This is a genomic window from Streptomyces sp. MB09-01, assembly GCF_033794505.1.
GTDB lineage: Bacteria > Actinomycetota > Actinomycetes > Streptomycetales > Streptomycetaceae > Streptomyces.
Map to the genome: position 1 here is coordinate 68,905 of NZ_JARAYQ010000002.1, position 18,727 is coordinate 87,631.

Sequence of the window (18,727 nt, forward strand, 5' to 3'; positions counted from 1 at the left end):
GGTTTTCATGAGCGAACACGGCATGTGAGGGTGATCGCCCTGAGGGCTCCGGGGTGGGCTGAGGGGGGCGATTGCGGGGAAGGTGACCGGGATGAAGTGGTTGATCACCATCGCGGGCGCGGTCCTCGTCCTGGTCGTCCTGCGGGACGTGTTCCATACCCTGTGGCACCCCACGCGCCACGGTGGCCTCAGTCGCCTGGTCATGACGGCGCTTTGGAGGCTGTCATCCCGCCTGCCGCTGCGCCGCCGGGCCTCAGGACTGGCTGGCCCCCTCGCGATGGTGGTCGTCGTTGCCGCGTGGGCCCTCACCGCGGTCATCGGATGGGCCTTCATCTACTGGCCGCACATGCCACAGGCGTTCACCTACACCCCTGGCCTGCGCCCCGCCGAACACGCCGGCTTCCCGGACGCCCTGTACGTCTCCCTGGTCCACATCTCCACCCTCGGCCTGGGCGACATCGCACCCGCCGAAGGGTGGCTGCGCATCCTCGCCCCCGTGGAGGCCATCGTCGGCTTCGCCCTGCTCAGCGCCACGGTGGCCTGGACCCTCGGCATCTACCCCGCCCTCGCCCGGCGCCGGGCCCTCGCCCTGCGGCTCTCGCACCTTGCCCGTACCCATCCTTCGACGGAGCAGATCGACGCCGACGCGGGCGCAACCATTCTCGACGGCCTGGCCGGTGCCGTCTCCGTGGTGTCCGTCGACTTCCAGCAGTACGCCGAGTCCTACTACTTCCATGACGGGGACGACCGAACCTCCCTCGCCCGCCAGATCACCTCGGCCCTGAATCTGGCGGACCGGGCGGCGAGCGCCCGTCACCCGGACGTCCGGCTCTCCGCCGCAGTGCTGCGGGCAGCGCTGGACGACCTGGCGGCCATCCTCGACGAACGCTTTCTGCACACCGGCGGCACGGCGCGCGAGGTTTTCGAGTCCTTCGAGGGTGATCACGGCCGGCACGCCGCGGGTTGCGGCTGACGGGCGCGTCGCCTCGGCACGGGGGCGCCGGTGCTGGACGTGCTGCTCGGTTTACGAGGTGGAGCCGGGGCGCGGTCAGAGGGGAGAGGCCGGAGCGGTTTGCTCCAGGCGTGCGGCCAGGGTGGCTGCGAACTCCTCGGCGCGGGAGAGCTGGACGCGCAGCTTCTCGACCTGCTCGGCAGTGGCCCTCTCGTAGCCGCGGACCCGTTCCAGCAAGGCTTCGCGTTCATCCGGGTCGAGATCACCGTCGGCGTCGAGCCGGTCGGTGGCCTCCAGCAGGTCGCCCATCTGGTCCAAGGTGAAGCCGAGCGGCTTCATTCGCCGGATGACCATGAGCCGGGCGACGTCGGACTCGCCGCCGGCCACTGACCGGCTGCTTTCGCACGGGAGTCGCCTCAGGGGCTCCTCCGGTCAACCGCCTCCGGCGTCACAGCACGCCGGAGACGGAGCGGGTCAAGGACGTGTGGGACATGGCCGTGTTCGGGCGCACGAGCACGGTGCCGTTCACCGCGATCACGCAGCTGGCGCTGCGGGAGGCGATGAAGGTCTGGGTCTACGACGATCTGCCACGCCGGCTGAACAAGAACGCCGTCCATCACACCCGCGAGATCGTGGCCGCGGTGGCGATGCTGTCCGAGAGCCTGCGTCTGCAACGCCCCGACCGAGGGGAAGACCCGACCGGGGTGGGGTCGGGGCGACATCGTCGCGTTCACCAACCGCATGGGACACCTGACCGCGAGCGGAAAGCTGAGCGCATCCCGGCGTCTGGCGTTCACCCGCTTCGTCCGCCGGGTCCTGCTGCGGTTTCGCACCCTGGGCCTGGTTGGGCCGGGTGGTCTGCTGGAGGGCATGCCGGTCGACTTCGCGGTCTGGCCGGAGGACATGCCCGACGAGCCGGAGGACACCGAGGCGGGCCGTGACCTGCCCGAGGAGGTGATGCGTGTTCTGTGCGCGAACCTCGATCTACTGGAGGAGATGAGCACCACCGAGGTCCGCGTGGCGACCGAACTCCTCATCGACACCGGCCGCCGCCCCGACGAGATCTACACCCTCACGCTGGACTGCCTGGAAACCGATCCCGACGGATCGCCCGTCCTGATCTACGACAACCACTGGCGGCGAAACCGCGGAGGTGATCCGACGCCAGCAGCAACGTGTTCGGGACCGCTTCCCCGACGTAGCACCGGCCCGGCTGAGGCTACTGCCGCGGCCGAAGACCAACCCCGAGGGCACCAAGCCGGTCAGCGACATCGCCAGCAGGCACCGGAAGTGGGTGGATTCCCTTCCCGACCTCACCGTTCCGGTCATCACCACGGAAACCGGCTTGCACGCGTCCTGGGGCGTCCTGGTCCAGAGCTTCATCGCGATCTGCTGTGCGATGGAACCCCGTGCCCAGGACCTGGCCCTTCTCCGCGCACTCGTTGTCGGCGCGGATGGAGCCTGTCTCCTCCGGCTGTGTGCCGGGGCCCGTCCCCCGTCAGCGCGCGAGCGCTGAGCAGGACCGTGCCGGCGTCCCGGAGGGCTGCCGGGGCCAGGGAGTGCTGACGGGGCCGGCGTCGAGATTCCCCGACCGATACGTCGTTCCACGCACACCGGGGGAGTGGATAGTGCTTGCCGATGAACGCGTCCGTGCGGGGAAACGGAAGGAGAACAGCAGGTGCCTCGCGGAGTTGCACAGCAGTGCCCCTACGCTGTTCCGTTCCGTAGGGGCACCGGGGAAAGTCCGTCAGGCGGTGAGGAATTCGCCGAGTTCGCGTTCGAGGGCGGCCTTGGGCTTGGCGCCGACGATGGTCTTGGTGACCTTGCCGCCGACGTAGACGTTCATCGTCGGGATGGACATGACGCCGTACGCGGCGGCCGTCTCCGGGTTCTCGTCGATGTTCAGCTTCACGATCTCGATCTTCTCGCCGTGTTCGGCGGCGATGGCCTCCAGCGAGGGGGCGAGCTGGCGGCAGGGGCCGCACCAGGCCGCCCAGAAGTCGACGAGTACGGGCTTGTCGCTCTGCAGGACGTCCTTCAGGAAGGATGCGTCGGTCACACTTTTGAGGGCCGTGGTGAGGCCTCCTCTCAGGGGTCGGGATTACCGGGCGTCGGCGAGGGCCGCGAGGTAGCGCTCGGCGTCGAGGGCTGCCTGGCAGCCGCTGCCGGCTGCGGTGATCGCCTGGCGGTAGGTGTGGTCGACGACGTCGCCCGCGGCGAAGACGCCGGGGACGTTCGTCCGGGTGGAGGGGGACTGCACCCTCAGGTAGCCCTCGGCGTCCAGGTCGAGTTGACCGGTGAACAGCTCGCTGCGCGGGTCGTGGCCGATCGCGATGAACAGGCCCGTCACATCCAGGTGGCGGGTCTCCTCGGTGAGGGTGTTGCGGACGGTGAGCCCGGAGAGCTTGCCGTCCTTGTCCTCCAGCTCGGTGATCTCGCTGTCGAAGAGGAAGGAGATCTTGTCGTCGGTGAAGGCGCGGTTCTGCATGACCTGGGAGGCTCGCAGGGTGGAGCGCCGGTGCACGATGGTGACCGAGCGGGCGAAGCGGGTCAGGAAGGTGGCCTCTTCCATGGCGGTGTCGCCGCCGCCGACCACGACGATGTCGCGGTCGCGGAAGAAGAACCCGTCGCAGGTCGCGCACCAGGACACACCGCGGCCGGAGAGCTCTTCCTCCTTGGGGAGGCCGAGCTTGCGGTATCCGGATCCGGTCGCGATGATCACGGCCTTCGCACGGTGGACGGTGCCCTCGCTGTCGGTGACGGACTTGATGGTGCCGGTCAGGTCGACGGAGACGATGTCGTCGTCGATCATCTCGGCGCCGAACCGCTCGGCCTGGGCCCGCATGTTGTCCATGAGCTCGGGTCCGTCGACGCCCTGCGGGAAGCCGGGGAAGTTCTCGACCTCGGTAGTCGTCGTCAGGGAGCCGCCGACGAAGATCGCGCCGCCGAAGACGAGCGGCTTGAGATCCGCGCGGGCCGTGTACAGCGCGGCGGTGTACCCGGCAGGTCCGGAACCTATGACGATGACGTTGCGGATCTCGCTCACGCCGCAGGCTCCGGGGCGATCTCCGCGATCAGGCCCTCGATGAGCTTCTTGATCTCGTCGCGGATCGGGCGGACTGCCTCGACGCCCTGACCGGCCGGGTCCTCGAGCTTCCAGTCCAGGTACCGCTTGCCCGGGAAGACGGGGCAGGTGTCGCCGCAGCCCATGGTGATGCACACGTCGGAGGCCTTGACCGCGTCGACCGTGAGGATCTTCGGGGTCTCGGCGGACATGTCGATGCCGACCTCGCGCATCGCCTCGACCGCGGCCGGGTTCACCGAGTCGGCGGGGGCGGACCCGGCCGAGCGGACCTCGACCCGGTCCCCGGCCAGCTGGCTCAGCCACGCGGCGGCCATCTGGGAGCGACCGGCGTTGTGGACGCAGACGAACAGGACAGAAGGCTTGCCGGACTGCTCGGACATCAGAGATCTCTCTCGTCTCAAAGGGGAAAAGGGGCGGTAAAGATCAGCGCCCGGTGGTGTCAGCCGCCACTGATGTGAGAGTATCAGCCCATGATGACGTCAGTCGACACTGAACTGATCCGAGTCCTGGCAGACCCCCTCAGGCTTCAGATCGTGACCCTGCTCGCCCGCGAGACGCTGTGCACCACCCATCTCGTGGAGGAGACGGGCGCCAAGCAGACGAACCTCTCGAACCACCTGAGGGTTCTCCGCGAGGCCGGGGTCGTGGAGACGGAGCCGTGCGGACGGTACATCTACTACCGCCTGCGCCCGGAAGTCATCGAGGCCATCGCCGGTCAGTTCGCCGACCTCGCTCAGACCGCGCGTGCCACCGCCGAAGCGAACCTCAAGCGGTCCTGCCCATAGCCCGCTATTTGCCTCACCTGCCCGAGGAGAACCGTTGTCCGTCACCGAGCCCGTCGCCGCCCCCGCAGCGGCGTCCGGCATAGCCGCCGACGTGCCCCAGCCCGCACCCGGCGCGACCCCGCCCCAGACCCCCTTGATCGCCCGCGCCGCCGCCGAACTCGTCGGCACCGCGGCGCTTGTGGCGGTGGTGGTCGGCTCCGGCATCCAGGCCACCGAGCTCAGCCAGGACGTGGGCCTGCAGCTGCTGGCCAACTCCACCGCCACCGTCTTCGGGCTCGGCGTGCTGATCGTCCTCCTCGGCCCGGTCTCCGGTGCCCACTTCAACCCGGCCGTCACGCTGGCCGAGTGGTGGACCGCCCGCCGCGGCGGCGCCGGAGTCAACGCCCGCGAGCTGGCCGCCTACGTGCCGTCGCAGATCGTCGGCGCGATCGCGGGCGCGATCCTGGCGGGCGCGATGTTCGGCGAACCGCTGGTCAAGTGGTCCACCCACGACCGCTCCGCCGGGAACCTTCTCCTCGGCGAGGTCGTCGCCACCGCGGGACTGATCCTGCTGATCTTCGGCCTGGCCCGCACCGGCCGCCTGCGCTTCGCCCCCGTAGCCGTCGCCTCCTACATCGGCGCCGCCTACTGGTTCACCTCCTCCACCTCCTTCGCCAACCCGGCCGTCACCATCGGCCGCGCGTTCACCGACACCTTCGCGGGCATCGCCCCCGCCTCGGTCCCGGGCTTCATCGGCGCCCAACTGGCCGGCGTGATCGTCGGCCTGGCCCTGGTGGCAGTCATCTTCATGCGCGGCAAGACTGCGACTGCCGGAGCCTCCTCGGCATGACACAGCGCACGGACGTGGTGGTGATCGGCGGCGGCCAAGCAGGGCTCGCCGCCGGTTACCACCTGCGTCGCCTGGGCATCGAGTTCGTCATCCTCGATGCCCAGGCGGCACCGGGCGGAGCCTGGCAGCACACCTGGGACTCCCTCCGCCTGTTCTCCCCGGCCGCTTACTCCTCGCTGCCCGGTCGGCTCATGCCCGTCCAGCCCGGCGAGGTCTATCCGGACGCACAGCACGTGGTGTCGTACCTCGCCGACTACGAAAAGCGGTACGAGCTGCCCGTCAAGCGCGAAGCATGGGTCGATGCGGTCCACCGGGACGGCGCCTTCCTCCGCATCGACACCGACTGTGGCGACTGGCAGGCCCGGGCCGTCGTCAGCGCCACTGGCACCTGGACCCGGCCCTTCCTGCCCGCCGTCCCGGGCCGCCGCACCTTCGCGGGCCGCCAGCTCCACACCGTGCAGTACCGCAACTCCGACGACTTCGCCGGGCAACGCGTGATCGTCGTTGGCGGTGGGAACTCCGGCGCGCAGATCGCCGCCGACCTCGCGGCTCCGGCCGACCTGACGTGGGTCACCCGGCGTCCGCCCCGCTACCTGCCCGACGAGATCGATGGCCGTGCGCTCTTCGACGCCGCGACCGCCCGCCGCCAGGCCCTGGACGCCGGCCGCACGGACACCGTTGGTGTCGCCTCGCTCGGCGACATCGTCACCGTCCCGCCCGTACGCGCCGCCCGCGACGCCGGCCTCCTCACCGCCACGCCCATGTTCAGCCGCCTCACCAAGCAGGGCGTCACCTGGGCCGACGGGACGAGCGCGCAGGCCGACGCGATCATCTGGTGCACCGGCTTCCGCCCGGACCTGGCGCACTTCACCTCGCTCCGCCTGCGCGGTACCCACGGCCGCATCGCCACGATCGGCACCCGCGCCGTCGACGAACCCCGCCTGCACCTGCTGGGTTACGGCGACTGGACCGGCCCCGCCGCCGCCACACTCATCGGCGTCGGCCGCCCCGCGCGCGAAGCCGCACGCGAGATCGCGGAACTGATCCGAGCCTGACCTTCATCACCATGCACGGGGACCGGCCGCGGCCCGCGCCGCGCTGCCCGCGCTCTGCGCCATGCAGGTGGCCCTTCACCGCCGCGCACACTGGCAGGCCCAGCACCACGCAGTCTTCGACGCCGTCGGGCAGCAGAGGAGGCGGTGAACGGCGTAGGCCGACGCGCTCACCGCCGACGCGCGACCGCGCCGTCGACGACTCGGCGTACGACGCCCCCCACCGCGGTCATCCACCTGGTCCGCTCCGATTCCTCCGCAGGTCCGGCCCACTTCGTCCTGCACGACAGAGGGAGCGGACAGCGGACCGCCAACTCGCAGCCGCATCGCGCCGCCTCAACGGACCGTCGAACCGCTGGCCCCGGCCGCGACCGGAGCATCTCCCCGACGCCACTGGCAGAACTCCGTGCCGCACTGGCTCCTACCGCGGGCCTGTCCGTTGGGCTACTGGGGGCGGGCATGGGTCTCATACATCCGGACGGCGACCACGAGTCCGGCGGCGGCGGTGAGGGCGGCGACGGCCCAGATGGCGGCGGTCAGGCCGAAGGCGTCGGCGAGGACTCCGGCGAGGAGGGCGCCGACGGCGAAGCCGCCGTCGCGCCAGAGTCGGTAGACGCCGACGGCGCGGGCCCGCCAGGCCGGGTGGGCGACGTCGCCGATGACGGCCAGCAGTGTCGGGTAGACCAGGGCGGTGCCGACACCCAGCAGGACTTGGGCCGCGGCCCAGACCGGCAACGTCGTGCCGGCGGCGACCAGGCCGATGGCGGCGGCCTGGACCAGCATTCCGGCGGTGATCAGGTGTTTGCGGCCGATGCGGTCGGACCACCAGCCGGTCAGGATCTGCCCGACGCCCCACACGGCGGGGTACAGGGCGGCGAGGAGGCCGATCTCACCGATGGACAGGCCGTGGGCGGCGTACAGGAGCGGGAAGACGCCCCAGGCGAGGGCGTCGTTGAGATTGTTGACCATGCCCGCCCAGCTGGCGGAGGACAGCGCCTTGTCCCCCAGGCTGGTGATGCCTGCGATCTGTGCGGTGCTCAGCCCGCCATGGTGGTCGGGGTTCTTCGGCGCGGGATGCAGGGCCGCCTCGGCGCGGGCGTGTTCGCGGGTCTCCTTCACCACGAGGACGGACAGGCCCAGCCCCAGTGCCGCGTACGCGACGCCGAGGAAGAACGGCTGGGGCCGAAGGTCCCAGTGGGCGGCGATGGCGCCGGTGGCCATGGCGGTCGCGGCGAGGGCGCCGTAGCCGGCGGCCTCGTTGAAGCCCATCGCGAGACCGCGCCGGGCGGGGCCGACCAGGTCGATCTTCATGATGACGGTGGTGGACCACGTCAGGCCCTGGTTGACGCCGAGCAGGACGTTTGCGAAGACGACCCAGCCCCAGGACGGCGCCCAGATCAGCAGCAGCGGCACCGGCAGGGCGATCAGCCATCCGGCGACCAGCACCGGCTTGCGGCCGTAGCGGTCGGACCAGGTGCCGGCGAAGAAGTTGGTGACGGCCTTGGTCGCGCCGAACGCCACGATGTAGGTCAGGGCAGCGGTGTAGGCGGACAGATGGAACGTCTGTTCCGCGAGCAGGGGCAGCACCGTGCGCTCCTGGCCGAGCATGCCTCCGACCAGGGCGTTGACCGCGACCAGCAGGCTGAACTGGGCGAGGTTGGCGCGCAGGCCGAGCCGGATGTCGCCCGGCGCTCCGGCCGGTGGGGTGGGCCGGGCGGCGGGGCCTCTCATGCGCCGTCCTCCAGCTCCCGGCCGGTGGCCTTCGCCCAGTCGTCCGCGCCGCCGGCCAGGACGGTGAGGCCGCGGGCGCCGCTGCGGGCCAGGAGGCTGGCGGCGGTCATCGCGCGTTCGCCGTGCCCGCACATCACCACCGCCCCGTCGCCGAGATCATGGCTGTCGGCGGCGAGCGTGCCGAGTTCGCGATGGGCCGCGCCGGGGATGTGACCAGCCCGGAATTCGCTGTCCTGGCGGACGTCCAGCACAGGGCGGTCGCCGATCTGTCCGCCCGTGACGAGCGGAATCGTGGCGAGGGGGCCGCCGTCGGCGCGCCAGGAGTCCATGCCGCCCGCGAGCCGGCCGGCGAGGCGGTCGTAGCCGATCTTCGTGGCCTGCCAGGCGAGCTCGGCCGGGTCCTGGCCTGGGCCGAGGACGAAGACGAGCGGGATGTCGTCGGGCAGCAGCCAGCCGAGCCAGGTTGCGAACGCGGGGCGCAGCGGATTCGAGAGCGCACCGGGGATGTGGCCGTCGGCGAACTCGGCGACGGGGCGGGCGTCGACGAGCTGCGCGCCCGCGGCGAGCAGGGAGCGCACCTCGGTGGTGGTGAGCGGCTCCAGAGCGGGGGCGGCGGCCGTCAGTGCCGGTCCGCGGCGGTTGGTCTCGGCGAGGCGGTCGAAGTAGGCGGGGTAGGAGCCGAGCGAGGCGAGCAGCCGCTGGACGAAGATGTCCTCGTCGGGGGCGGCGAGCAGATGGTTGGCGGCCTTCTGGGCGCCGATGGTGGTGGTCCGCTCGCTGCCGGGCGGAGCGGAGCAGAACGAGCCGGCCCCGTGGGTGGGCCACACTGCGGTCGCGTCCGGCAGTTCGGCCAGCCTGCGCAGCGAGCGGTACTGACAGCGGGCCAGCTCCTCGGCCCGGTCCGCGCCCAGGAGGTCGGTGCGGGCGGCGGAGCCGACGATCAACGACCCTCCGGTGAACACCCCGAGCTCACGCGCCCCGTCGAGGATCAGGAACGACAGGTGCTCGTCGGTGTGGCCGGGCGTGGCCAGCGCCCTGAGGGTCAGTCCGCCGAGATCGACTTCGTCGCCGTCGCCGAGCGCGGTGTGTTCGAAGGCCCGGTGGCCGGCGGCCGAGGCCAACACGGTGGCGCCGTCGGCCGCTGCCAGCTGGAGGGCGCCGGTGAGGAAGTCGGCGTGCAGGTGGGTGTCGGCGGCGAACGCCACCCTCAGGCCCCGCCGGTCCGCGGCCGCGCGCAGGGCCCGCAGATCCCGCGAGGCGTCCACGGCCAGGGCGCGGCCGTCGCCGAGGTCGGCCAGGTAGGCGCTGTTGCCCAGCCCGTCGTCGACCAGGGGTATCAGGTGCTCATCTGCGAATCCCACGGCGTCCTCCAAGAAGGCAGGGGTCGGGGTGGCCATCCCACCCGACTGCTAATACAATATTCCATGGATTTATGGAGGATGCCATGGGAGACCCCGCCCGCAAAGCAGAGCTGTTCGACGCCATCGCCCAGACCGGCAAGGCCCTGTCCAACGGCAAGCGCCTGGAACTGCTCGACCTGCTCGCCCAGGGCGAGCGCAGCGTCGACGCCCTCGCCAGGGCCGCCGGGCTCGGCCTGACCACCGCCTCCGCCCACCTGCAGACCCTCAAGCAGGCCGGGCTCGTCGCCACCCGCCGCGACGGAGTGCGCATCCACTACCGCCTCGCCGGGGACGACGTCGCCGCCCTGTACGCACTGCTGCAGCAGGTCGCCCGGACCCATCGGGCCGCCGCCGGCCAGGCCCGCACCGCCTACCTCGGCCCTGACGACACCGACCACCTCACCCGCGAGCAACTGCTGGAGCGCGTCAAGGCGGGCACCGCCACCGTCATCGACGTCCGCCCCGCCGAGGAGTACGCCGCTGGCCACATCCCCGGCGCCGTGTCCATCCCACTCGACCAACTCGAAGCCCGCCTCGCCGAACTCCCCGACGGGGCTGAAGTGGTCGCCTACTGCCGCGGCACCAACTGTGTGCTCGCGCACGACGCGGTCCGCCTGCTCACCGCCCGCGGCCGCCGCGCCGCCCGGCTCGCCGACGGCATGCTCGAATGGCGCCTGGCCGCCCTGCCCGTCGACGCGGGCGCCGCATGACCGGCTGGCGCGGGAAGGACCGGTGCAGCGGCTGCCGGTGAAATTGTTCTTGGGGTCCACCTGCGGATTTCCGTGTTCGAGTGGGGTTGGGCCCGGAGGCGTTCGCAGAGGCTGATCCCGTCGGGAGTGAGGGGCCTTCCGGCCGGCGGATGCGGGCGTGCTCGGGCCGGTGCGGCGGGCCGTCGTCCCCTGTGGCGTCCTCGACCTCGGCGAGCGCCCGGCGGGGCAAGGCGACCGAGGGGTCTTGTCCGCGTTCGGCCCCCGCTTGGTGGCGCGAAGGGCCCTTATATCGTCTGCCGATATCGGAGTCCGTAAGAGGTGCGGCCCCGCTGCTGAGGAGTGAGTCCATGAGCCAACCATCGGGGGCCGCCGGGATGCCGGACGCGTTGCAGCGGCGGCTCGGCGTCACCGACGCCGTGGTGATCGGCCTGGGGTCGATGATCGGCGCCGGGATCTTCGCCGCACTCGCGCCGGCCGCGCACGCGGCCGGCTCCGGACTGCTGATCAGCCTGGCCCTGGCTGCCGTGGTCGCGTACTGCAACGCCACCTCCTCCGCCCGTCTCGCCGCCCGGTACCCGGCGTCGGGCGGCACCTATGTCTACGGCCGCGAGCGGCTGGGTGACTTCTGGGGCTACCTCGCCGGGTGGGGGTTCGTGGTAGGCAAGACAGCCTCCTGCGCAGCCATGGCGCTGACGGTGGGCTCGTACGTGTGGCCCGGTCAGGAGCACGCGGTCGCGGTCGCGGCGGTGGTGGCGCTGACCGCGGTGAACTACGCCGGGGTGCAGAAGTCGGCGATGCTGACCCGGGTGATCGTGGTCCTGGTGTTGGCGGTGCTCGCCGCCGTGGTGGTCGCCTCCCTCACCTCGTCCGCGTCGACCGCGGACCGGCTCGGTGTCGGGGACGACGCGACCTTCGGCGGCGTGCTCCAAGCGGCGGGCCTGCTGTTCTTCGCCTTCGCCGGGTACGCGCGCATCGCCACCCTCGGAGAGGAGGTCCGCGACCCGCAGCGCACCATCCCCTGGGGCATCTCCATCGCGCTCGGCATCACTCTGGTCGTCTACGCCGTTGTCGCCATTGCCGTCCTGACTGTGCTGGGCCCGCAGGGGCTGGCGGAGGCCGCAGCGCCGCTGTCGGACGCGGTGCGGGCCGCGGGTGCCGACTGGCTGGCGCCGGTTGTGCGCGTCGGGGCGGCGGTGGCCGCCCTCGGCTCGCTGCTCGCGCTGATCCTCGGCGTCTCCCGCACCACCCTGGCCATGGCCCGCGACCGGCACCTGCCCCACGGCCTGGCCGCCGTACATCCGAAGTTCAAGGTGCCGCACCGGGCCGAGCTCCTGGTGGGCGCGGTGGTGGCGGTCCTCGCCGCGACGGCGGACGTGCGCGGGGCGATCGGGTTCTCCTCCTTCGGGGTGCTGGCGTACTACGCCATCGCCAACGCCTCCGCCTGGACCCTCACGCCGGAGGAGGGCCGCCCGGCCAGGTTCATCCCCGCCCTCGGGCTGGCCGGCTGCCTCATCCTGGCCTTCGCCCTCCCGGCGTCCTCGGTGATCTGGGGCGCCGCGGTCCTGACCCTCGGCGCCGCCGCCTACGGGATACGCCGCATCGTGACCGCCCGCAGCTCCTAGGGCGTGTTTTAGAAGTCCCACCTCCTCGGCTTCCCCCCAACTGCGACTGTTAGCTGTCCACTCCGTGGGGTGGTCCCCTGACAGTCGGCGTTTCCTCCCGAACATGCTCTGGACCTGGTTCCGGCACCGCCGAAACCGATTGAGCGTGCGATCCCGACCGTGGTACCACTTCGTGATTCGTAAGATGATCACGAGACGCAAGGGGTCGGTGAGCATGGCGCTTGGAGAACTGGTGAAACTGCGGGCGATGGGGCCCGCGGACGCCGACGCACTGTGGCGCTGGAACCACGACCCTCAGGTCATGCGGTGGATGGACGACACGTATGCCCAGCCGGTGGAGCGCGTCCGCAAGTGGCTGGAGGAGCGCCCCCGCAACGCCTATGGCGACTTGCTCCTTGGCATTGAGGCGCTGGCCGACGGCCAGCTCATCGGCCTGATCATGCTGCACGATGCGGACCCGGAGAAGGGCATCGCGAAGCTCGATATCTACCTGGGCGAGAAGGCGTATTGGGGCCGCGGATACGCCACCGATGCGGTGCGGACGATCTGTCGCTACGGCTTTGAGGACATGCGCCTCCACAAGATAACGCTGACCGTGGTTACCGAGAACCACGCCGCGCGCAGGGTCTACGAGAAGGTCGGCTTCGTTGAGGAGGGCCGTCTTCGTCAGGTCTTCCGCCGTGACGGCAAGTGGTACGACATGTTCACGATGGGGCTGCTGGCGGGCGAGCTCTGCTGAGCCCCGGTTTAGAAGTGGATCAAGATCTGTCATGATCCAATCGTGGGGCGCGGAGATTTGACGGATGAGCAGTGGGCCAGACTGGAGCCGTTGTTGCCGGTGGGTAAGAAGCCGGGGCGGCCGCCGGTTTGGTCCAAACGGCAGCTGATCAACGGCATACGGTGGCGGACCCGGACCGGTGCCCCCTGGCGCGATGTGCCCGCCCGCTACGGCGAGTGGGAGACGGCCTACGGCCTGTTCCGGCGCTGGCAACGCAACGGCACCTGGAAGCGCATCCTCACTCGACTTCAGGCCGGGGCAGACGCGCAGGGTCTGATCACCTGGGACGTGAGCGTGGACTCCACAGTCGCCCGTGCCCACCAGCACGCAGCCGGGGCCCGCAAAAGGGGGACCTGCAGCGGGACAAACCCGGCGGCATCGAGGACGAGCCTGCCGACCACGGACTCGGACGCTCCCGTGGCGGCCTGACCACAAAGTTGCACCTCGCGGTCGAGCAGGGGCAGAAGCCGCTGGCGCTGATCGTCACCGCTGGCCAGCGCGGCGACTCGCCCCAGTTCCGGCCCGTGCTGGAGCGCATCCGAGTCCCGCGCATCGGCTCCGGGCGCCCCCGCACCAAGCCGAACAGGATCCGCGCCGACAGGGCGTACGGCTCCCGCGCCAACCGTGCCTATCTGCGCCGACGCGGGATCCACTGCACCATCCCGGAAAAGGTCGACCAGATCCGGAACCGCAAGAGACTCGGCGCTCACGGCGGGCGGCCGCCCAAGTTCGACAAAACCGACTACTGCGAGCGACACGCGGTGGAGTGCGGGATCAACCGACTCAAGCGCCACCGCGCGGTGGCCACCAGGTACGACAAACTCGCCGTCCGCTACGAAGCCACAGTCACTATCGCCGTCATCAACGAGTGGCTGTGACCAGCACTTTCAAAACACGCCCTAGGCGCGACGCGCCCGCTCCGTGCGGGCGGAAAGCCGCCGGTACCCCTCTGCCGCGCGGGACGATCGGTGTCCGATACGTCTTCGCCAAGGCAGAGAGGCACTCCCATGACTCAGCTCAGCATCCGGCAGGCCAGGCTGACCGCCACCAGCGCACCCGCCGCAACGGTCCTCATTCGCCTGTACGTCGGCGCGGTCTTCCTCTCCGAGGGCATCCTGAAGTTCATCCGCCCGGACACGCAGGGCACCGGCCGGTTCGACAAGGCCGGCATCCCCGCCCCCGGCCTCTTCGCCCCCCTCGACGGCGTCTTCGAGATCTCCTGCGGCCTGCTGATCCTGGCCGGACTGCTCACCCGGCTCGCCGTGATCCCCATGATCGTGAACATGCTTGGCGCCCTGCTGATCACCAAACTGCCGATCCTGTGGGGCGACGCCCCGCTGTTCACAGGCAAATCCGGCTGGTGGGACTTCGCCCACGAATCCCGCACCGACCTCGCCCAGCTGTGCGGGAGCCTCTTCCTGCTCCTGGCCGGTGCAGGCGCCCTCTCACTCGACGCACGCCTGGCCCGCACGACCGCCGTCCCGGCTGCCGCGGCCGACGCCGCGGTCCGCTGACCGGCCGCCAGGCTACGGGCGGAGGAGGTCCGCCGCAGGCAGAACCTCCCGGGCCAGCTCGGCCAGTGCCCGCCGGTCCTCGGCCAGCGCCGCCTTCCCCGCATCGGTCGCCCGGTACACCCGGCGGGTGCGGCCCTCGACCACCCGCTGCTCGGACACCAGCAGCCCGTCCGTCTCCAGCCGGTGAAGCGTCGGATACAGGGTCCCCGGACTGATCTGGTAGCCGTGACCGGCCAGTTCCCGGGCCATCCACGCGCCGTGGATCTCCTCTTCGGCCGCGTGGTGCAGGATGTGCAGCCGTACCGCGCCCCGCTGGAACTCCCTCACCCGTCCCACCTCCCTGCTCCGCCACCACAGTGACGAATCCGATATCGGCCCCCGATCCTACGCGGCTCGGAGCTCGCGCCCCCGTGGTCGAAGCGCCCAAGATAGCTTGGGCGGCCTGCGCATTGACCCTTCCCTGCCTGCTCCAGGGACTGGGCGCGGAAGCGCTGTCCGAGGACCCGGAGGCGATCGGGCCGCCAGGGCAAGTGGGCCGATCGGAAGCGGTGGCGGCTGGAGGGCGTCCTCGGCGCGGTCCTGCGCGAGGTGGACGTCCGCTCCGGGGTAAGGGGGATGGGCGACCGAAGGAAAGGGGTGAGCGAGGTGGTCCACGAGCCTGGGTAATTCGGCCAGGGGGAAGCGAATCGTGGCAGCACGGCAACTGGCCCGTATGCGGAGGGTGCAACCCGCCCCGCGACGACCGGCTACTTGATCACGGTGGGAAAGCCTGAGGTGGCCCAGGGGGAGCGGGTCGTCCTGCTGCCCCCCAAGCCCCTGAAGGGCCATCAGGTAAGTCAGCATCTGGTCAGCATTAGTCCCCAAGCGTTCCGAAGTGGCTGACCGAATGGACACCTGGTCGGCGGCGTCACGACAGCCGGGTTCGCACGGAAGTGCAGACCAGGAGCCTTCTCGTCAGAGGCAGTTGATTTTCTTTATGATCTCCGATCTGACCCCTACCGGTGTAGAGTGCAGGACGCCCTTGACCTGCAGAAAGCAGGCAGGGAGCCGTCTTCTAGGAGTTCAAAATGCTGCGCACCATGATCAAGTCCAAGATCCACCGGGCCACCGTCACCCAGGCCGACCTGCACTACGTCGGCTCCGTGACCATCGACGCCGACCTGCTGGACGCGGCGGACCTGCTGCCCGGGGAGCTGGTCCACATCGTGGACATCACCAACGGGGCCCGGCTGGAGACCTACGTCATCGAGGGCGAGCGCGGGTCCGGGGTCATCGGGATCAACGGGGCCGCGGCCCATCTCGTGCACCCCGGAGACCTGGTCATCCTCATCAGCTACGCACAGGTCGAGGACGCGGAGGCGCGGGTGCTGAAGCCCCGCATCGTGCACGTGGACGGCGACAATCGGATCGTAGAGCTGGGCGCGGACCCCTCCGCCCCGGTGCCGGGTACGGATCAGGAGCGCAGCCCCCACGCGGTGGCTGTCTGACGGGAGTCGGGGACCATGCCGGAGAGTCACAGCGCCGGGAGCGGCCAGAACACGCCGATCGAGTTCCAGGACGAGCGGAAGGCCGGGCGGCTGCTCGCCGTCGAGGGCGGGGCGGTGGTCGGATTCATCGCCTACTTCGTGCTCGCCGAGGCGCCCCACGCCCTGGTGGCGGTGCACACCGTCGTCGAGCCGGCCCACGAGGGCCGGGGCATCGCCGGGGGGCTGGTGAGGACGTTCTACGGGATCGCCGCCGCCGAGGGCGTTCCCGTGGTGCCGCTCTGCCCGTACGCGGCGAGCTGGGCCGCCAAGCACCCCGACCAGGCGCCCGAGCCCGCCGCCGGGGTCGTGGCGGCGGCCAAGGCCCAGCTCGACTCGGACTCCGACCTCTGGTGACGCAACCGGGCCTGGTCCTGCTGCACACCTCGCCCGTGCACGTCCCGGTCTTCGACGCGCTGCGCGACCGGCACCACCCGGGGGCCGTACTGCGCCACCTGGTGGAGCCGGAGCTGCTGGAACGCGCCCGCACCGAAGGGCCCCGGGCAGTGGCTCCGGCCCTGCTCGCGGCGGTGGCCGCCGCCGGGCCCGCGCCCGTCCTCGTCACCTGCTCGACCATCGGGGCGACCGGGGAGTCCCTGGCGCCGGAGCTCGGTGTCCCCGTACTGCGGGTGGACCGGCCGATGGCCGCGGCGGCGGTGCGCACGGGCGCGCGGATCGCCGTACTGGCCGCCCTGGAGTCGACGCTCGCGCCGACCGCGGAGCTGCTGGCCGAGGAGGCCCGGGCGGGCGGGCGGTGCGTGTCCGTCCGTACGCACCTGGTCGCCGGGGCCTGGGAGTGCTTCGAGGCGGGGGACGCGGACGGTTACCTGGCCCGTGTGGCCGCGGCCGCCGATGCCGTCACCGGCGCGGACGTCATCGTGCTGGCCCAGGCCTCCATGGCCGGGGCCGCCGACCTGACCGCGACCCCGGTCCCGGTGCTGTCCAGCCCCGCCCCGGGACTGGCCGCCGGCCTGCGGATGATTCCGGCGTCGCGGTAGGGCGTACCCGCCGCCATCGCGGGAAACTGAACAATATGGGACGAAACCTAGAGCAGACGCAGCCGCCGGCCCCGGACCCCAGCCCGTTCCCCGATCCCGAGCCGATGCCGCGGCCGGTGCCGCCCGTGCCCGGGCCGGTGCCCGAGCCGGACCCGATCCCCCCGCCCCCGGGACCCGCGCCGATCCCCCAGCCGGGGCCCCTGAGCTAGGCCCCGGCCAGGGCGTCTTCACGCGGGTCGGTCCGTGCGGACCTCCGAGCGGTCGCCGCTCCAGAGCGTGTGGAACGAGCCCTCGCGGTCGGTCCGCCGGTAGGTGTGCGCCCCGAAGAAGTCGCGCTGCCCCTGGGTGAGGGCCGCCGGCAGCCGTTCGGCGCGCAGGGCGTCGTAGTATGCGAGCGAGGCCGCGAACGCCGGGACCGGGATGCCCTGGCGCACGGCTGCCACGATCACCGCGCGCCAGTCCTCCTGCGCCGCGCCGATCTCGTCCGCGAAGCCCGGGTCCGCCAGCAGGCTCGGAAGATCCGGCCGGGCGTCGTACGCCGCCCGGATCCGGTCGAGGAACGCGGCCCGGATGATGCAGCCGCCGCGCCACAGCGAGGCCATCGCGCCCAGGTCCACGCCCCAGCCGTACTCCTCGCTGCCCGCGCGGATCTGGTGGAAGCCCTGGGTGTACGAGACGATCTTCGACGCGTACAGCGCCTGCTCCACCTGCGCGGCGAAGGCCTCCGCCGCCTCCGGTGCGAGTGCGGTGGCGGTCGGGCCCGCGAGCCCGCGTGCGGCCGTCCGCAGGTCCGCGTGGCCGGAGACGGCCCGGGCGAAGACCGCCTCGGCGATCCCCGACACCGGCACCCCCAGGTCGAGGGCGATCTGCACGGTCCAGCGGCCGGTGCCCTTCTGCTCGGCGGCGTCGGCCACGACGTCGACGTACGGGCGGCCGGTCGCGGCGTCCGTGTGCGCGAGCACCTCTGCCGTGATCTCGATCAGGTAGGAGTCCAGGCGCCCCCGGTTCCAGCCCCGGAAGGTCTCCGCGATCTTCGCGGGGGAGTAGCCGGCGACCTCGCGCAGCAGGTGGTAGGCCTCGGCGATCAGCTGCATGTCGGCGTACTCGATACCGTTGTGCACCATCTTGACGAAGTGTCCGGCGCCGTCGGGGCCCACGTGCGAGGTGCACGGCGTGCCGTCGGCGGCCTTCGCGGAGATCTTCTCCAGCAGGGGGCCGAGCGACGCCCACGACTCCTCCGAGCCGCCGGGCATGATGCTCGGGCCGAGGAGCGCGCCCTCCTCGCCGCCGGAGATGCCCACGCCGACGAAGTGGATGCCCTGCTCGCGCAGTTCCCTCTCGCGGCGCCGGGTGTCCTCGAAGTGGGCGTTGCCGCCGTCGATGACGACGTCGCCCTCCTCCAGGAGCGGGGCGAACTCGCGGATCACGGCGTCGGTGGGCTCACCGGCCTTCACCATGACGACGATGCGGCGGGGGCGCTCCAGCGCGTCGACGAACTCCTTCGCCGACTCGGCGGCCACGAAGCTGCCCTCGTGCCCGAATTCCTCCACCAGGGCCGTGGTCTTGGCGGCGGTCCGGTTGTGCACGGCCACCGTGAATCCGTTGCGGGCGAAGTTGCGGGCCAGGTTGCTGCCCATGACGGCGAGCCCGGTGACGCCGATCTGGGCTGTGCTGGTGCTCATCGTTGCGCTCCTGCGTGCTTCGGTGTGCTTCGGTGTGCGGGACTGCCGACGCTACCCCCACGCGGT

19 protein-coding genes and 1 pseudogene are annotated in these 18,727 nt (G+C 71.2%); 12 read left to right on the plus strand and 8 right to left on the minus strand.

Annotated elements, in window-relative coordinates; all coding sequences use genetic code 11:
- Positions 1-91: 91 nt before the first annotated feature.
- Positions 92-973, plus strand: coding sequence for a potassium channel family protein (locus tag PV721_RS00880; protein ID WP_319720795.1), 882 nt, complete (start codon positions 92-94; stop codon positions 971-973).
- A gap of 75 nt (positions 974-1,048) precedes the next feature.
- Here PV721_RS00880 and PV721_RS00885 read toward each other — a convergent pair.
- The 4 genes and pseudogenes from PV721_RS00885 to PV721_RS00900 form a co-directional block, all read right to left on the minus strand.
- Positions 1,049-1,351: pseudogene (locus tag PV721_RS00885) on the minus strand (MerR family DNA-binding protein); the annotation flags it as partial.
- Positions 1,352-2,699: 1,348 nt separating this feature from the next.
- Entirely contained in the window at positions 2,700-3,011 is a 312-nt protein-coding gene (trxA, locus tag PV721_RS00890; protein ID WP_319720796.1) for a thioredoxin, read from the minus strand.
- A 42-nt stretch (positions 3,012-3,053) separates the two neighbouring features.
- Complete coding sequence (gene trxB / locus PV721_RS00895) at positions 3,054-3,998, minus strand: thioredoxin-disulfide reductase (RefSeq protein ID WP_319720797.1); 945 nt, start codon at positions 3,996-3,998, stop codon at positions 3,054-3,056.
- Positions 3,995-4,417 carry an arsenate reductase ArsC gene (locus PV721_RS00900; protein ID WP_319720798.1) on the minus strand — a complete coding sequence of 141 codons (423 nt, stop codon included), beginning with the start codon at positions 4,415-4,417 and terminating at the stop codon, positions 3,995-3,997. Before PV721_RS00900 ends, trxB begins: the two co-directional genes overlap by 4 nt.
- A 90-nt stretch (positions 4,418-4,507) precedes the next feature.
- On the opposite strand from PV721_RS00900, the gene PV721_RS00905 reads away from it, so the two are divergent.
- The 3 genes from PV721_RS00905 to PV721_RS00915 are packed head-to-tail and all read left to right on the plus strand — an operon-like array spanning position 4,508 to position 6,706.
- Complete coding sequence (locus PV721_RS00905) at positions 4,508-4,822, plus strand: ArsR/SmtB family transcription factor (protein ID WP_031147140.1); 315 nt, start codon at positions 4,508-4,510, stop codon at positions 4,820-4,822.
- A gap of 34 nt (positions 4,823-4,856) precedes the next feature.
- Positions 4,857-5,651, plus strand: a complete 795-nt coding sequence (locus PV721_RS00910) for an aquaporin (protein WP_319720799.1) — start codon at positions 4,857-4,859, stop codon at positions 5,649-5,651.
- Positions 5,648-6,706 (plus strand): ArsO family NAD(P)H-dependent flavin-containing monooxygenase, encoded by a 1,059-nt coding sequence (locus PV721_RS00915; RefSeq protein ID WP_319720800.1) that lies wholly within the window; start codon positions 5,648-5,650, stop codon positions 6,704-6,706. The genes PV721_RS00910 and PV721_RS00915 overlap by 4 nt, the downstream gene beginning before the upstream one ends.
- Before the next feature lie 441 nt (positions 6,707-7,147).
- Here the strand turns inward: PV721_RS00915 and PV721_RS00920 are convergent, their stop codons facing one another.
- Entirely contained in the window at positions 7,148-8,434 is a 1,287-nt protein-coding gene (locus tag PV721_RS00920; protein WP_319720801.1) for an MFS transporter, read from the minus strand.
- A complete protein-coding gene (locus PV721_RS00925) occupies positions 8,431-9,795 on the minus strand; it encodes an MBL fold metallo-hydrolase (protein WP_319720802.1) in 1,365 nt (454 codons plus the stop codon). Before PV721_RS00925 ends, PV721_RS00920 begins: the two co-directional genes overlap by 4 nt.
- Positions 9,796-9,878: 83 nt before the next feature.
- On the opposite strand from PV721_RS00925, the gene PV721_RS00930 reads away from it, so the two are divergent.
- The 5 genes from PV721_RS00930 (at position 9,879) to PV721_RS00950 (ending at position 14,458) form a co-directional block, all read left to right on the plus strand.
- Positions 9,879-10,544 carry a metalloregulator ArsR/SmtB family transcription factor gene (locus PV721_RS00930; protein ID WP_319720803.1) on the plus strand — a complete coding sequence of 222 codons (666 nt, stop codon included), beginning with the start codon at positions 9,879-9,881 and terminating at the stop codon, positions 10,542-10,544.
- Positions 10,545-10,891: 347 nt separating this feature from the next.
- Positions 10,892-12,166: an APC family permease gene (locus PV721_RS00935; protein ID WP_319720804.1), complete on the plus strand. Its 1,275-nt coding sequence runs from the start codon at positions 10,892-10,894 to the stop codon at positions 12,164-12,166.
- A 184-nt stretch (positions 12,167-12,350) separates the two neighbouring features.
- Positions 12,351-12,905: a GNAT family protein gene (locus tag PV721_RS00940; RefSeq protein ID WP_319720805.1), complete on the plus strand. Its 555-nt coding sequence runs from the start codon at positions 12,351-12,353 to the stop codon at positions 12,903-12,905.
- A gap of 42 nt (positions 12,906-12,947) precedes the next feature.
- A protein-coding gene (locus PV721_RS00945) for an IS5 family transposase (RefSeq protein WP_416370996.1) occupies positions 12,948-13,822 on the plus strand; the annotation gives its coding sequence in 2 pieces (ribosomal slippage) (positions 12,948-13,329 and positions 13,329-13,822; 876 coding nt in all).
- Positions 13,823-13,951: 129 nt separating this feature from the next.
- Positions 13,952-14,458, plus strand: coding sequence for a DoxX family protein (locus PV721_RS00950; RefSeq protein WP_319720807.1), 507 nt, complete (start codon positions 13,952-13,954; stop codon positions 14,456-14,458).
- A 12-nt stretch (positions 14,459-14,470) separates the two neighbouring features.
- Here PV721_RS00950 and PV721_RS00955 read toward each other — a convergent pair whose 3' ends face one another.
- Entirely contained in the window at positions 14,471-14,785 is a 315-nt protein-coding gene (locus PV721_RS00955) for a PadR family transcriptional regulator (protein WP_319720809.1), read from the minus strand.
- A gap of 740 nt (positions 14,786-15,525) precedes the next feature.
- Between PV721_RS00955 and panD the strand changes: the two genes are divergently transcribed.
- From panD to PV721_RS00970, 3 genes are read left to right on the plus strand one after another with little or no spacing between them, the layout of a single operon-like run.
- Entirely contained in the window at positions 15,526-15,945 is a 420-nt protein-coding gene (panD, locus tag PV721_RS00960) for an aspartate 1-decarboxylase (protein ID WP_319720810.1), read from the plus strand.
- A gap of 15 nt (positions 15,946-15,960) precedes the next feature.
- Positions 15,961-16,338 (plus strand): GNAT family N-acetyltransferase, encoded by a 378-nt coding sequence (locus PV721_RS00965; protein WP_319720811.1) that lies wholly within the window; start codon positions 15,961-15,963, stop codon positions 16,336-16,338.
- Entirely contained in the window at positions 16,335-16,979 is a 645-nt protein-coding gene (locus PV721_RS00970) for an aspartate/glutamate racemase family protein (protein ID WP_319720812.1), read from the plus strand. Before PV721_RS00965 ends, PV721_RS00970 begins: the two co-directional genes overlap by 4 nt.
- 227 nt (positions 16,980-17,206) lie before the next feature.
- On the opposite strand, the gene gndA is transcribed toward PV721_RS00970, so the two are convergent.
- Positions 17,207-18,661, minus strand: coding sequence for an NADP-dependent phosphogluconate dehydrogenase (gene gndA / locus PV721_RS00975; RefSeq protein WP_319720813.1), 1,455 nt, complete (start codon positions 18,659-18,661; stop codon positions 17,207-17,209).
- Positions 18,662-18,727 lie beyond the last annotated feature (66 nt).